This window comes from Lacipirellulaceae bacterium, assembly GCA_040218535.1.
Classification (GTDB): Bacteria; Planctomycetota; Planctomycetia; order Pirellulales; family Lacipirellulaceae; genus Adhaeretor.
Window position 1 is genome coordinate 2,049,463 of record JAVJRG010000005.1, and the last position, 15,550, is coordinate 2,065,012.

The window sequence follows — 15,550 nt, forward strand, 5'->3', positions numbered from 1 at the left end:
CACAAAGTCCGACTAATTGCCGGGGCATGGAATTGCGTGGCAAGTCGCAGAGATTCGCCACGTGTGGTCTCTGCTGTGGCCGTAACATCCTGGGCCTCGATGAATCTACCCTTTGAAAACGACAACTTGGACACGAAGCCCATGCAACTCGCCGCAAGAAGGTCTCTACAGACGTGCGTGATCCTGATGATGGGTCTTCTCCTCGTCGCGCTACACAGCCCAGCGAAGTCGAAAGACGCACTCTCGCCCGAGCGAGTGGCGATTCGAGTTCCTCTCGCCGAGGTCAATCCCGCAAAGCCTCCTGCCGAGGGAATCATTGCTCTTGAGCGACAGTTGCCTGAGAAGGCCAAGCGGCTTGATTCTGAGGCGGTGTTCTTCGACTTCGGGCGAGTGGCCTTTGGTAATCTGGAGTTTTCACCACCTGCTGGTTTCCAAGGCACACTGACGGTTCGTTTTGGCGAAAAACTGAAAGATGGAGTGATCGATCGCGATCCGCCTGGAACCGTACGCTTCAGCGAAATCGCAGTGGAGATCGAACCTGGCAAAACAACAGTCCTCGCTCCCCCACCAGACGAGAGGAATACCCAACAGAATGGAGAAGTCAGACGCTCCGGGCCGACGCCTCCGGCCGTTCTGACCCCAAACGAGTGGGGCGTTGTCACTCCGTTTCGTTGGGTTGAAATAGAAGGCTTGCCGGCAGGTCTGGATGCCAGCGAGATCAAACTCGTTCGCCGTGCGGCTTTCCCAAAACATTGGGATGAGAATGCCGCCAGCTTCAAATGTTCCGATGAAACTCTCAACCGCGTCTGGGAACTCTGTCGCTATTCGATCAAGGCGACCATGTTTGCTGGAGTGTACGTCGATGGAGATCGAGAGCGGATTCCCTACGAAGCGGATGCGTACCTCAACCAGTTGAGTCACTTCTACGTCGATCACGACCCGAGCATGGCCCGCGATACGTTCGACTGGCTGATCGCCTACCCGACGTGGCCGACGGAGTGGGGCCCTCAAATGGTATTTATGGCTCATGCCGACTGGATGCAAAATGGCGACGCTGAGTGGGTTGCTCAGCGCTACGAGAGCCTCAAATCGAAAACCCTGATGGAGCGCTGCCTCAGTTCGGAGTTGGTTCATAGCAACCAGCAGCAGATTGCCTGGAACGACATTATTGACTGGCCACCCAGCGAACGTGACGGATTTGTGCGAACCGAGGTCAACACCGTCGTCAACGCATTTCATTTGGCTGCCGTCGAGCAGATGTCCGATTTGGCTGCCGCAGCAGGACTCGTAGAAGATTCCCAGCGTTACAGAGCTCACGCCGAGAGCGGACGCGAAGTCTTCTACGCGCAGTTATTCGATCGCGAGAAAGGTCTGTTCCGCGATGGTCTTGGTGTGAATCATCACTCCATACACGCCAACCTTTTTCCTCTCGCCTTTGGCCTCGTGAAGGAAGAGGACAAGCAGGGAATCGTCGACTGGCTCGTTGAACGAGGCATGCGGTGCTCGACTTACGCTTCGCAGTATCTCCTGGAAGCACTCTTCGAGAACGGAGCGGGTGAAGCCGCTGTTGAACTGATCATCGCCCCGGGAGAAAGAAGTTGGCGTCACATGCTCGACTCCGACGCGACAATTACCTGGGAATCGTGGAATGAGAAAGTCAAGAAAAACCTCGATTGGAATCACGCGTGGGGAGCGGCGCCGGCCAATCTCCTCCCGCGCTACGTTCTGGGCGTCCAACCACTGGCCCCCGGCTGGGATCGCGCACAGATTCGTCCTTGCCCGAGCGGGCTCGACTTTGCCGAGGGGGTGATTCCCACTCCGCACGGTCCTGTTTCGGTAGAATGGGCCGATGGCGATGTATTCCAGATGACCGTCGAACTACCGAAGGATATGAACGCCTCGGTACAGGTACCGTCGAAGCCTGGGGCAAGCAGCGTCTTGGTGAACGGCAAAAAGGCGGAAGCCAAGCTAGAGAAGGGATATTGGTTGCTCACGGAGGACATCAAGGGAACGGTAAAGATCGAAGTGCGCTAGATGGCTGCGAGGCACAGGCATCGTGCGAACTTATGAGCCAGACACGGATTTGATTCGGAACATAGTGGCAGAGAGGATGTACCATGCAAATTGGCGCGAGAAATTCTGAAAGGTTCCTTGCTAGACGTCTGCGGAAAGCGATTTTTGCAGTTGCGGTGATTCTTACGGCAAGCACATTGCCACAGGCGTCTGCGCAGTTCAGCGTGAGTCCACTGAGCGACATGTTGCTCGATTCCGACGCTCTGATCTTACCTACGGGTGGTAACTTTGCCACGACGATCAACGGTCAGCCCTACCAGCAAGAAGCACTTATCACACATGGCGGCTATCAGTATGCAGCTTGGTATCACAATAGTCCCACCAATGAAGACATCTATCTTTCGCGTCGCGACTTAACTGGGACGACTTGGGAAACATTTGACACCGGCTTTGGTTTGGACAACGGCGACGGAACAGCCTCATCACCCAATAGAGAATGGGATTCCCATAACGTCATTGGGTTGGGAATTTCCGGGGATGGACGCATCCACTTGTCCTTTGATCATCACGTGGATTCACTGCGTTACGTCACCACGAATGCTGGAGCCGCTACTGGCGGCACTTGGAATAGCTCGATACTAAACGCTGAGCGAGATTCGCTGAACGTTGGAGGTTCTACAATCCCCCGTGTCACCTATCCCCGTTTTGCCAACGTGGGTGATGACTTGGTCTTGACCTATCGCGATTATGGCAGCGGCAACGGTGACCACCGGATCGCCGACTATAACTCGGCAACAGGGCAATGGAGCAGCACTCGGTTTGTGACCAAAGGGAGATCAACTGGCCAAGTTTATGACGATGCTAATAGCAACCCATCAAGCAGTCGTAATTCTTACCACAACGGATTTCACTTCGACAGTTCCGGCAGATTGCACACCACTTGGAACTGGCGGGAAGGCACTCAGGATGGAAATCACGACATCATGTATGCCTACAGTGATGACAAGGGAGTCACTTGGCGAAACAACGACGGCCAACTAGTAGGGACGAATTCTTCGCCGATTACATTGAACTCTCCTGGCATTGAGGTCGTCGATCTCGACCGTCGCCAAGCCTTACTCAATCAGCAAGGCCAAATCGTGGATCCAGACGGTGGCGTTCACGCGCTAATGTTTCATCGCACTCCGGGACATAGTTTCACGAATTCACCGTTCAGTGACAGGACGAATTCGGAGTACTTCCACTATTATCGCGACCCGCAATCGGGGACCTGGGATGTTAGCGCGTTTCCAGCCGGGACTTCGGTGGGGAGCCGTCCCAGGATAAGTGTGGATAGCAACGGTCATCTCTACGGTCTCTTCACCGAAGGCGACGACCTGGTCATCGCCGGGCGCCAGAAAGTCCTAGGCGGTTACGATGACTGGGAGATTCTGCACGTAGACCAAACCTACAATTACGATGGCACACCGCTAGTCGACAACCAGCGCTTGCTCGATGACGGGATTTTGTCGGTATTTATTCAAGAAGAAGGTAGCCCTCATCCAACCAATCCGACCAGCAGTCCACTACGTGTCCTTGAATTCAGCACTACCGCACCGCCTGTCACGCAAGGCACACTAATCGCGGGCTGGGATACTTGGCAGAACTCAGGAGTGCAATCTCCCAACGTGACCGACGGAATCACCACAGGCACATCTGCCAGCAGTGGATTTGGCCTCGACTCCGATATGCGGTCGAGCACCGACGGAACGTGGGGAACCTTGAATACTCCCGCAGCTGATGGCACTGCCGATGACATCAATGATGCGGCACGGTTGGCCAACGGTGCCTCGGGTTACTACGACTTTACGGTGACCGACACAGGCGGAATCGATCGAGACTTAACCACGTTTCACTTCGATGCGGCTACCTTCAGGCCCAACTCCGCTCGAGACTATGAACTGTCAGTCCTCTCAGGCGATCTGACGGTGGGGTCTGTAGCGACAGGCAATGTCCCATCCTTTGCTGGGGGGCAGCAGGACTGGTCGAACTTCGACATCGACCTCACTGGCGTCGCTGACAACACTCTCGATGCCAACGGAACGGTCACCTTCCGGCTGAATTTCACAGGAGGAACTCTTGGGGCCGGGGGGCACCACCAGGGCCTCGACAATGTGGCGATAGCCGGCGAAGTACCAGCCTTGCCTAGTACTCTCATCGCCGGCTGGGATCGATGGGCTTCCAATGGGATTCAAGCTGCTAGCGTAACCGATGGAAACACCACAGCCACGACCGGAAACAATGTCGAGTTTGGCCTAGTTGCCAGCGGCAATACCGACGGAACCTGGGGAACCTTGGCGACGCCAACAGCAGATCAAACGACCGATGATAGTTTCGATGGATATCGGTTGGTCAATGGCGAAGAAGGTTCGATCGAGTTTACGCTCACTGACTCAAGCGGAGTCGATCGAGACTTGACGGAATTCCACTTCGACACAGGCACCTTCAGGCCAGACTCTTCTCATAACTGGGAGCTGTCCGTGATCTCAGGTGATCTCACCCTGGGATCAGTAGCGAGCGGAGATGCCCCAAACATAACGGGCGGTACCATTGATTGGCATGATTTCGATATCGATCTCACAGGCCTAGCCGACAACACCTTGGATGCGAATGGAACAGTGACCTTCCTCTTGGAATTCACTGGGGGCACGCTGGGGGCATCAGGTCATCATCAGTACCTCGACAATGTGGCTATCTCTGGCACAGCCGTCGAGATCGATGACACTGGCGACTTCGACGGGGACGGGGATGTCGATGGTGCTGACTTCCTAGCTTGGCAACGCGATACGATTGTTGGCAACCTCGCCGACTGGCAAGCAAACTATGGAACTCAGGCTCAATTGCTAAGCTCAGCGACTGCTGTTCCGGAACCATCAAGCCTTATACTTCTCTCGCTGGCTCTCGCACCCTACTTTAGGCGGCGACCTCCGACCCACCGTCCATAACGAACCTGAACCCAAGACATGACGACCGTACGCTGCCTTCAAGGATTGTTTCTACAGCTTCTATTGGTTCGACTTGCCCTTGGGTTGGCTCCTGCACCGACGCACCTCATTGTGGGCGAAGGGTTCGAAGACCCTCTAGGATTCCACGACGCAACGCCGACTTTCTCATGGCAACTACCGGTTGGCACCGCTAGCCAAACGGCTTATCAGATCGAGGTGCGAGACGTTCTCCAGGAAGAGAAGGCCTGGGACACCGGGTGGATCGATTCCGATCAATCGATCCTCATCCCCTACGGCGGTCATCCATTGGCTTCGCGTCAACAACTAAGTTGGCGTGTTCGCTTCCGCGATGAGGCTGGTGAGGACTCTGAATGGAGTGAACCCGCTAGCTTCGAACTGGGGCTCCTCAGTTCAAAAGAATGGCAGGCTAGTTGGATTAGTCCCAAGTGGGATGCTGACGAGCAGATAGAGCAAGTCGCACGGCTACGTCGCGATTTCAACTCATCTGGCAAGGTGATACGTGCCCGTCTCTACGCAACGGCACGCGGCCTTTACCAGATGCGGCTTAATGGACAAAAGATCGGCAGTGATGCTTTTACCCCAGGCTGGACCTCCTACTCCAAGCGGATCGATACGCAAACCTACGACGTGACCAATCTAATTCGTGACGGTGAGAACACGCTGGCCACCTCTTTGGGCTACGGCTGGTACGCGGGCCGCATCGGCTGGAAAGACCAGCGGCAATTCTATGGCGACTCCCCGGAACTGCTCGCACAGTTAGAAATCACTTACGGAGATGGCCGCACCGAAACGATCGTCACGAACGACGCCTGGAAAGCGACGCTCGAAGGGCCTATTCGGTCATCAAGCATCTACGACGGCGAAGCCTACGATGCCCGCCAGGAAATGCCGGAGTGGGATCAGCCCGGTTTCGACGCATCCACTTGGACTTCGGCGATCGCACGCGAAGAACTGGGCGATGTGAAACTAACGCCGAAGCCCTTTGCCCAGGTGCGCGTCACGGAGACCGTTGCGACGGTCAAAGTTACCGAGCCGCAGCCCGGCCGCTTTGTCTTCGACTTGGGTCAGAACATTGTCGGGTTACCGAAGCTACAGATACCGGTCGAAAAAGACAAAACCGTCACGATCCGCTTCGCCGAGATGCTCAACAAGAACGGCAGTCTCTACACGAAGAACTACCGCTCCGCTAAATCACTCAATAAGTACACGGCTGCCGAATCGAAGACCATTACTTGGCAGCCGCTGTTTACGTTTCATGGATTTCGCTACGTCGAACTTTCTGGACTGCCCGAGGGAGTCGTTCCCGAGAAGGACTGGGTCCAAGGATTGGTCCTGCACTCAGACCTGAGGCGGATCGGCACGTTTACCTCCTCACACGAAAAGCTCAACCAACTGCAAAGCAATATCACGTGGGGACAGCGGGGCAACTTCCTCGACATTCCCACCGATTGCCCCCAGCGAGACGAACGTCTCGGCTGGACGGGCGATGCGCAAGCGTTTTGCCCCACGGCAATGTTCAACTACGATTGCCACGCCTTCTGGAAAAGCTGGCTCCGCTCGATGCGAGACGATCAGTTCCCCGACGGTCGCATTCCGCATGTCATCCCAGACGCGCTGAACAATCGCGGGGGGAGCCCCGGCTGGATGGACGCGGCAACCATTATTCCTTGGCAAGTCTACGTCAGGACAGGCGACAAAGAAATCCTGGAAGAGAACTACGAGATGATGGAGCGGCTGGTCGGCTGGTATCGCAAGCGTCTGAAAAACGGCGTCGTTGAAAAAGTCGTCGGCTTCGGCGACTGGCTGCAACCCTACGCACCCGACAACAAAGGCGAAACACCACACCGATACCTTGCGACTGCGTTCTATGTGAACAGCGTGCAGATTCTTGCCAACTCAGCTCGCGTACTCGGGAAAGAGAAAGACTTGGAAACGTACGGCGCCGAAGCGGCCACAGCGAAGAAGGAGTTTGCTGAATACTTTTTCGACGGGGAAGGAAAACTCAAGAACGTCCCCGAAACCCAGACTGCCTACATCCTGGCGATCGGTTTCCAGTTGATCCCTCCCGACCTCCACGCAAAATCCGGGAAGCATTTGGTCCACCTGATCGAGGAAGCCGATGGCCACCTACGCACCGGTTTTCTTGGTACGCCGCTTCTTGCCGCGGCTCTCGATCAAACCGGCCATCTCGACGTAGCCTATGCCGTACTCTTCAAAGAGACTTACCCCTCTTGGTTCTTTTCCATCAATCAAGGGGCGACCACCATGTGGGAACGCTGGAATAGCTACAGCCACAAAGATGGCTTTGGCAACGCCGCGATGAATTCCTTCAATCACTATGCCTACGGTGCGATCGGTCAATTCATGTATGAACGCATCGCCGGCCTCTCGCCTGACGCCAGTCACCCCGGCTACAAACACTTTTACGTCCTGCCCGATGTGACGGGGCCACTCACTTCGGCCAGTGCAGAACTCGAAACCCCCCACGGCAAAGCGTCGAGCAGTTGGAAGAAGATCGATGGCCAGATCGAAATGAACATCACCGTCCCGCCGAACACGACGGCCACCATTCAGTTCCCCGACGGGCGGCCTCAAGAGACCGTTACCGCGGGGATGCACCGATTTCAATGCCAGGCTCCCGAAAGTGAGTAGCGTTGGCAGGTGAAACGAACCAACCCCGCCCAACCTTACGCGAAGATACTCATTCCCCATGAAATCAAATCTTCTCCGCATCCTAGCCCAACTCTGCTGCTTCGCAGCGATCGCGGTCTTCAGCGGGCTTAGCCGTGCCGCTGAGCAATCGCCGATGAACATCCTGGTGCTGTTCGCCGACGACTGGCGGCACGACACCCTGGGAGTCGCGGGAAACCCGGTTGTGCAGACGCCGGTTCTTGACGACCTGGCCGGTCAGGGTGTTCGCTTCACCCACAATTGCGTCTCCACATCGATCTGCGGCATCAGTCGCGCGACGCTCTTCACTGGGCAATGGATGTCGCGACATGGCTGCCGCAACTTCAAAATGTGGAAGACACCCTGGGAGCAAACCTACCCGGGACTGCTGCGTGACAAGGGCTACCACGTCGGCCACGTCGGCAAATGGCACAACGGTGATTTCCCCGCGGAGCACTTCGACTTTGGCCGCGCCTATTCTGGCACCCACTGGATCGAACAGCCCGACGGATCGAAAGTGCACGTCACTGCCAAGAACGAGCAAGACTCTCTTGAGTTCCTACAGAAGCGCCCCGCCGATAAGCCCTTCTGTCTGACGGTCGCCTTCTTCGCAACGCACGCCGAGGACAAAAACCCGCTCCAATTTCTTCCGCAGCCGCAAAGCATGGAGTTGTATCAGGATGTGTCGATCCCTGTTCCGCCGAATGCGACCGACGAATCGTTCCATCGCTTACCTGAGTTTGTCGCGACCGAAGAGAACGAAGGACGCAATCGCTGGCATTGGCGTTTCGATACGCCTGAGAAGTACCAGAGGATGATGAAAAACTACTACCGCTTGGCGACCGAAGTCGATGCGACGTGCGGACGCTTGCTGGCTGAACTCGACAAGCAGGGCGTCACCGACAACACACTCGTCATCTTCACCACCGACAACGGCTACTACCACGCTGAGCACGGCCTAGCCGACAAATGGTATCCGCACCAGGAGAGCATCCGCGTCCCCCTGATCATCCGCGACCCTCGGATGAAAACGCAAAAGCAAGGCCACACTAACGATGCGTTCACGCTCAACGTCGACTTGGCCCCCACCATCCTCGCTGCCGCGGGTATCGATCCGCCCGACACGATGCAAGGCCAAGACCTCAGCCCACTTTACATGGGAGCCACCCAGCCACCGTGGCGTGAGGAGTTTTTCTACGAGCACCCCATGCTTCGCAGCAACGACTTCATCCCCGCCTCAGAGGCACTTGTCCGTAAAGATTGGAAGTACTTTTACTGGCCCGCTTTCGACCGCGAACAACTGTTCGATCTCAAGGCCGACCCCCGGGAAGAGAACGATCTGGCGAATGATCCTGCTTATGCTGAGCAGTTGAGCGAAATGCGAGAGAGGTTTCAGGAACTAAAAGTTCTGTCCAACTAAGACAATTTGGTAAGCCTCTAGCTGTATGCACAGGAAGCTTTTATAGACTGCGATTCTTCCAACCCTCTCTGAAAAACGATCGCAGCGTGATTTCGAATATAGGGCCCAACAACTTCACTTTCTACGAGACTCTCCGAAAGGTTCAAGCTTGCTTTGCCAGAAGAAGACGATCAGCAAATGGGTAGTTGCGTTATTTATAGTTGCCGCTGAGGTCAATCCAACTCATGCAGAGCCAATCACAGAAAGCACTCGACCAAACTTCCTGGTTTTCATCGCTGACGACCTGAACAAGGAATATTACGGTTGTTATGGCAACGAGCAAACGGCTGCGCCGACCGCTTCGCAGTTAGCGGCGGAGGGCATGGTTTTCGAGAACGCATTTACCGGGCAGGCGATCTGTGCTCCGTCGCGTTCGATGCTCTACACGGGCAAGTATCCGTTAAGAAACGGAGCGTTTATGAATCATTCGCGAGTGTATCAAGGCACTCGAAGCGTTTGTCATTATCTCCGAGATGCATCCTATGACGTGATCCTCTGCGGAAAATCACACGTCAAACCAGATGATGCGTTCCCTTGGACGATTACCATGCATTCCGCCGAGCCTGCTGGTAATCCGGCAATGTATACGAAACCTGCGATGCCGCTGGAACGTTTGGAGAGCTACCTTTCAGCGAAGGACGAAAGTAATGGGCGTCCCTTCTGTATCATAGCTTCGAGCTTCTATCCTCATGGAGAGCATCCTACGAGCACTGAATTTACCGCAGATAAAGTAAGCGTAACCCGCTTTCAAAATGACAACAGACGCACCAGAGAGTCTGAAGCCCGATTCTGCCAAGCCATTAAGAATAGCGACGATGAACTTGCAGGGGTACTCGCCCTGCTAGACAAATACGAACTGGCAGAGAACACGCTTGTCATTTATGTTTCTGATCACGGACGCTTCGGTAAATGGACCGTCTACGATCGAGGACTCAATGTTCCCTTCATTGCTCGTTGGCCGGGAGTGATTAAGGAGGGAACTAGAACCACTGCTCTTGTCTCTTTTGCTGATGTCCTCCCAACGATGTTGGAGCTAGCAGGCGTTGACCCAGTCAGAGACCTAGACGGTAAGAGCTTCTTAGGTGTCTTGAAGGGGCGCACGACGACGCACCAAGACTATGGCTATGGCGTGATGACCAATCAGGGAATCATCAACGCCCATGTGTTCCCGGGAAGAATGATCAGGTCGGCTCGATATAAATACATTCGGAACTACAATGCGATGGCGGTCGTCCAGCGCAGAGAGAAAGCAGGAGAGGATTTCAGTGCTTTTCTAAGGATGGGAGCTGAACTACACCCTGGCGTGCCGGAAGAGGAGCTGTTCGATCTTGATGACGACCCAGAAGAGCAAAACAACTTGGCGACGAACCCCGCCTATCAAGCGACCAAGGCAGAGTTGAAGCAGAAACTCCAAGAGTGGCTGGTCGCTCAAAACGATTTCTTGAAGGAGCCCGGCAAGATGCCCCTGCTGCACACAAGCAAAACTTACCGCTTAGATCAAAGACATCCACGACGAAAGACTAGCCTCCCGACAGAATTACTTAACTCGCTCGACGATTTCGATTTCTACAAACATCAACCATAGATTAAACCAATGAGAATTTTCTTTACGTTGCTTGCGATACTCGGGGTATCGACTTCGATTCAAGCCGAGAACCGGCCGAACATTCTGTTCATTGCGGTCGACGACTTGCGGCCCGAGTTTGCATCCTACGGTGCGGATCAGATCAATTCGCCGAATTTAGACCGTCTTGCCAGTCAAGCCACGCAATTCAATCGAGCCTATTGCTCCGTCTCGACTTGTGGAGCGTCACGAGCAAGTTTACTCACCAGTGTTCGGCCTACGCCCACTCGATTCGTCACGGCGAAGGAGACAAGAGCCGACGTGGATGCGCCTTGGGCCGTTCCCTTCAACACTCACTTTAAATCGCACGGCTACCAGACGATTTCACTAGGCAAAATCTATCATCAAGCCAGCGATAACGAGGAAGGCTGGTCCAAGAAACCATGGAAGCCTGAGACCAATCTATACGCGCTCCAAGAGAACCAAACACTCGCGGCGGCTAAAGGAAGAGGGCCAAGTACGGAGGTCCCTGATGTTTCCGATGAGACGTACCCGGACGGAGAACTCGCCTTACAGGCAGTCAACGAGCTCCGCGAGCTGACCACACACTCGCAGGAGCCTTTCCTGCTTGCGGTCGGATTCTACAGACCGCACCTTCCCTTTGTTGCGCCGCAAAAGTATTGGGATCTGTACCCCGTCGATACAGTTGTACTGCCTGACAACTACAGAATTCCCGAGAACGCTCCGCAAGCCTCCCTCCATCGATTCGGAGAATTGCGAAACTATTCGGACGTTAGTAAAAAAGGCCCACTGTCCGACGAGCAAGCACTCCACCTAATACGGGGATACTACGCCTGCGTCAGTTACGTTGATGCTCAGATTGGCAGAGTCATCAATGAACTGGAGCGACTCGACCTGGCTGACAATACCATCGTGGTTTTGTGGGGAGATCACGGTTGGAATCTTGGTGATCACACGCTCTGGTGCAAGCATTCAGTTTACGAGTCATCACTGCGAATTCCCTTGATCATCAAGACCCCCCGGCATTCGGCAGGACAGCAAACAGATGCTATCGTCGAATCGATTGATATCTACCCAACGCTCTGCGAGCTCGCCGGCCTCCCTGTGCCAAAGACGGTCGAAGGTCGGAGCTTGGTTCCCTTGCTGAAGCAACCCAACCTAGCGTGGCCTGACGTAGCCTTCAGCCGATTTCGGACAGGTGATTCCCTCCGGACGGATCGTTACCGCTACAGTGAGTACCACAATATGACATCAGGCAAATATCTTGGTCGCATGCTGTACGACCACAAACTTGACGCGCTCGAGAACCACAACATTGCAGAGCGGCCCGAAAATAAGGAGCTCGTTGCCAAACTAGCGGAACTTCTTGAAGAAAAGCGTCTCGCAACTGCCAAACCACCCAGTCCGCGGCGTTCGTCTCCCAAAAAATAATGAAGCTTCGTTCAATCATCTCTGCCTACAAAGTCAACTGACAAAAAACCAGTGAGGAAAGAGTATGCGGCGAGCTAAGATCCGGACGCTATACATCGCAGCAATCGCGAGTGCTTTCTCCAGCAGTGGAATCATCAATCAGTGCAACGCGGCACAGCTAAACCAAGCTAGGCGCAAACCCAACATTGTGTTCATCATGGCAGACGACCTGGGATGGTCGGACGTTGGCTATAACGGTGCGGAGTTTTATGAAACGCCGAACATCGATGCGTTGTGCAAGTCCGGCATGGAGTTCACTTCGGCGTATCCCGGCGGTGCCAATTGCATGCCGTCCCGCGCGTGCATCATGAGTGGAATGTACACCCCGCGAACGAAAATGTGGACGCCAGGCAGGGTGGCGAAAGGAGATCCCCGCTTCATGCGATTTCTGGTGCCAAACCAGAAAAATCGCCGTGGTGATGGAAAAATCCCAACGAAGGGCTCATTGGGTCCATCCGTGGTCTCACTGGCTCACGTGCTGAAGCAGGCTGGCTACAAGACGCTGCATCTGGGTAAATGGCATCTCGGTCGGGAGAACCCGCTGGGATTCGATCGGAATGACGTCAATGGCCGCGGTGCTGGTTTGGAGAAGGACCAGAAATTCTACGGCAACAAAGACGTGGCCGAGTGGCTGACCGACGCCGCAGTCGAATACATCGCGGAAAATAAAGAAGGAACGCAGCCCTTCTTCATCTATCTGAATCACTATGACGTTCATGTGCCGATCAATGCCCGTGACGCAGTGGTTGAGAAGTACCGCAAGAAGAAGGCCACCCAAAAGTGGAATCGTAACTGGAATCCTGTCTATGCAGCAATGGTCGAGGCGGTAGATCGATCGGTTGGCCGCGTGTGGCAGTCGCTCAAAGCCAATGGCTTGGAGGAGAATACATTATTGATTTTCACCTCTGACAACGGTGGGTATGGTGGAGCCACCTGGAACACACCTCTAAAAGGTTCAAAAGGCAGCTTCTACGAAGGCGGCATCCGCACGCCGCTGTGCATAAGTTGGCCCGGAAAAATCAAGCCGAGAACCACGTGTCACACACCAGTCACAGGAGTCGACTACATGCCAACTTTCGCCGAATTGGCAGGCGCGGTTCCTCCGACGACACAGCCAGTTGACGGAGTTTCGATCGTTCCGTTGCTGAGGGGGCAGCCGCTTGCGGAACGCTCTGTCTACTGGCACTATCCTCTTTATCTTGACGGACGTGTGAAGACCAAACCAGTCTTTAGCACCGATCGCATGCACTGGCGGACAACGCCGTGCAGCGTGATTCGCCATGGCGACTGGAAGCTAATTCAGTTTTTCGAAACCGACACGACGGAACTGTACAATCTCAAGCAGGACCCAGGTGAGCAAAGTGATCTCGCAACCGACCACCGCGACAAGGTCAAAGAACTCCTATCGCTGTTAAAAGCGTGGCAGACCAACACCGAGCGAACATTCCGGAAACCCTGAACCCAGACTTCAATCCCAACTACGTCGCTCCGCGTCCTGGATGACATCATCCTGGGTGGAAGTAGTCATCATGTCACTGCCAACCAGGACAATGTCGGGATTCTCGTTGTGCCGGGAGTCTTTTTAACATACCAGTGAAATCACGATTCTCGGGACGAGTGCTTGAACGCACTTGAACCTCAGCCTACCGCTACCGCGAAGGCTTCACTTCCTGCCGTGAGGAACCTAATCCCTCGATACTCAGCTCAACCACATCCCCAGCCTTGAGGTACTGCGGCGGATCAAAGCCTAGACCAACGCCGTGCGGGGTCCCCGTGGAGATGACATCGCCTGGGAGTAGCGACATGTGTTGACTCAGATAGCTAACGACTGTCGGCACGTCGAAAATGAAATTTGATGTCGAGCCGTTTTGCTTCTGCTCACCATTGACTGAAAGCTGCATGGCTAACGAATTGACGTCGGCGATCTCGTCTTTCGTAGCGAGAAACGGTCCGAGCGGAGCGAACGTATCGCAGCTCTTTCCCTTGACCCACTGGCCGCCGGTTTCGAGCTGGAAGTGTCGTTCGGAATAGTCGTTATGTAGAGCATAGCCAGCCACGTAATCCAGCGCCTGTTCCTTCTCGACGTAGCTTGCCTTCTTGCCAATCACCACGGCAAGTTCCACTTCCCAGTCGGTCTTCTCACCGCCACGAGGAAGGACCAGATCGTCATTCGGTCCGACCAGCGAACTGGTCGCCTTGAAGAAGACAACCGGCTCTTCGGGAATCGCCATGCCGGACTCGGCGGCGTGGTCGCTAAAGTTGAGCCCGATGCAAATGATCTTCGACGGGCGAGCGATCGGCGGCCCCAAACGGGCATCACTGGGAATCTCTTCGCAGGACGATCCGTGTTCCGCGAACCACGCTTCCAGCCGTGCGAGTCCGTCGGTGGCAAAGAAGGTTTCGCTGTAATCTTCGCCGAACGCTGAGCAATCAATCCGCTTTCCGTCCGCAAGCTGCAGACCGGGTTTCTCTTGGTCGACTTCGCCAAATCGTATTAGTTTCATCGTTGTCTCGTTGAAGTGTTTAGGGTTTTAGGTTGTGGAATCCGCCATCGATCTCAAAATTCGCGCCGGTGACGAACGTCGCTTCATCCGAAGCCAAATACACGGCCAGCGAGGCGATCTCCTCGGGCTGGCCCATTCGTCCTAGAGGCTGAGTGGCGGAGAGATTCGCCAGCATCTCTGCTTCGTTGCCGGGATAGTTGTCTGCCAAAAACTTATCCACGAAGGGGGTATGAACCCGCGCCGGTGAAATGCAGTTGCAGCGGATGTTGTCATCAAGGTAATCACACGCCACGGAGCGTGACATCATCAGCACAGCCCCCTTGCTCATGGAATACGCGAACCGATCGGGGATACCTACCGTCGAGGCGATCGAGCCCATGTTGACGATCGACCCACCGCCACTGCTTTTCAAATAGGGAATACTCACTTGTAGGCAATGGTAGACGCCCTTCACGTTGACCTGGTACAGCTTATCCAAGTCTTCCGGGCTGGTCTGTTCCACATTGCCGATGTGGGCGATGCCCGCATTGTTCACCAGCGTTGTCAGTCCGCCGAAATCCTTCGCGGCCTGAGCCAGCATTTCTTCGACACTCGCCATATTTGACACATCGCACTGGTAAGGCCGGGCTTCTCCGCCACTCTCACCAATCGCAGCAGCGACTTTCTCCGCGGCATTGCCGTCGAGGTCGAGTACCGCCACTCGAGCACCCTCGGATGCGAACCGCAGGCAGATCGCTTCGCCAATGCCGGAGCCACCTCCCGTGACAACGGCGACTTTCTCAGTGAGTCGCTTACTCATACCTTGAAGGCTCCGAAAACACAGGTGAGTACTGCCTGATCATTT

General features: G+C 54.9%; 9 protein-coding genes. 7 read left to right on the plus strand and 2 right to left on the minus strand.

The features are described from left to right. Positions 1-99 precede the first annotated feature (99 nt). The 7 genes from RIB44_08355 to RIB44_08385 all read left to right on the plus strand — a co-directional run bounded on the left by RIB44_08355 (position 100) and on the right by RIB44_08385 (position 13,661). Entirely contained in the window at positions 100-2,034 is a 1,935-nt protein-coding gene (locus RIB44_08355; protein MEQ8616591.1) for a family 78 glycoside hydrolase catalytic domain, read from the plus strand. Between the two features lie 203 nt (positions 2,035-2,237). Then, positions 2,238-4,997 carry a BNR repeat-containing protein gene (locus tag RIB44_08360; GenBank protein ID MEQ8616592.1) on the plus strand — a complete coding sequence of 920 codons (2,760 nt, stop codon included), beginning with the start codon at positions 2,238-2,240 and terminating at the stop codon, positions 4,995-4,997. Between the two features lie 18 nt (positions 4,998-5,015). Next, the gene (locus tag RIB44_08365) at positions 5,016-7,670 is read left to right on the plus strand and encodes a family 78 glycoside hydrolase catalytic domain (GenBank protein MEQ8616593.1); all 2,655 of its coding nucleotides are present in this window, start codon (positions 5,016-5,018) and stop codon (positions 7,668-7,670) included. A gap of 58 nt (positions 7,671-7,728) precedes the next feature. After that, entirely contained in the window at positions 7,729-9,108 is a 1,380-nt protein-coding gene (locus tag RIB44_08370) for a sulfatase (protein ID MEQ8616594.1), read from the plus strand. Positions 9,109-9,256: 148 nt separating this feature from the next. Beyond that, complete coding sequence (locus tag RIB44_08375) at positions 9,257-10,732, plus strand: sulfatase (protein ID MEQ8616595.1); 1,476 nt, start codon at positions 9,257-9,259, stop codon at positions 10,730-10,732. A 9-nt stretch (positions 10,733-10,741) separates the two neighbouring features. Further along, entirely contained in the window at positions 10,742-12,163 is a 1,422-nt protein-coding gene (locus RIB44_08380) for a sulfatase (GenBank protein MEQ8616596.1), read from the plus strand. A 64-nt stretch (positions 12,164-12,227) separates the two neighbouring features. Next, positions 12,228-13,661: a sulfatase gene (locus tag RIB44_08385; GenBank protein MEQ8616597.1), complete on the plus strand. Its 1,434-nt coding sequence runs from the start codon at positions 12,228-12,230 to the stop codon at positions 13,659-13,661. Positions 13,662-13,851: 190 nt separating this feature from the next. On the opposite strand, the gene RIB44_08390 is transcribed toward RIB44_08385, so the two are convergent. Together RIB44_08390 and RIB44_08395 are read right to left on the minus strand one after the other, a co-directional pair. Beyond that, positions 13,852-14,706 (minus strand): fumarylacetoacetate hydrolase family protein, encoded by an 855-nt coding sequence (locus tag RIB44_08390; protein ID MEQ8616598.1) that lies wholly within the window; start codon positions 14,704-14,706, stop codon positions 13,852-13,854. Positions 14,707-14,725: 19 nt separating this feature from the next. Beyond that, positions 14,726-15,505: an SDR family oxidoreductase gene (locus RIB44_08395; GenBank protein MEQ8616599.1), complete on the minus strand. Its 780-nt coding sequence runs from the start codon at positions 15,503-15,505 to the stop codon at positions 14,726-14,728. Positions 15,506-15,550: the final 45 nt, after the last annotated feature.

What these genes read in the sequence shown, in the direction of transcription:
- RIB44_08365 (MEQ8616593.1), top strand. Translation starts at nt 5,016, where the DNA reads ATGACGACCGTACGCTGCCTTCAAGGATTGTTTCTACAGCTTCTATTG.
- RIB44_08355 (MEQ8616591.1), top strand. Translation starts at nt 100, where the DNA reads ATGAATCTACCCTTTGAAAACGACAACTTGGACACGAAGCCCATGCAA.
- RIB44_08370 (MEQ8616594.1), top strand. Translation starts at nt 7,729, where the DNA reads ATGAAATCAAATCTTCTCCGCATCCTAGCCCAACTCTGCTGCTTCGCA.
- RIB44_08385 (MEQ8616597.1), top strand. Translation starts at nt 12,228, where the DNA reads ATGCGGCGAGCTAAGATCCGGACGCTATACATCGCAGCAATCGCGAGT.
- RIB44_08380 (MEQ8616596.1), top strand. Translation starts at nt 10,742, where the DNA reads ATGAGAATTTTCTTTACGTTGCTTGCGATACTCGGGGTATCGACTTCG.
- RIB44_08395 (MEQ8616599.1), bottom strand. Translation starts at nt 15,505, where the DNA reads ATGAGTAAGCGACTCACTGAGAAAGTCGCCGTTGTCACGGGAGGTGGC.
- RIB44_08390 (MEQ8616598.1), bottom strand. Translation starts at nt 14,706, where the DNA reads ATGAAACTAATACGATTTGGCGAAGTCGACCAAGAGAAACCCGGTCTG.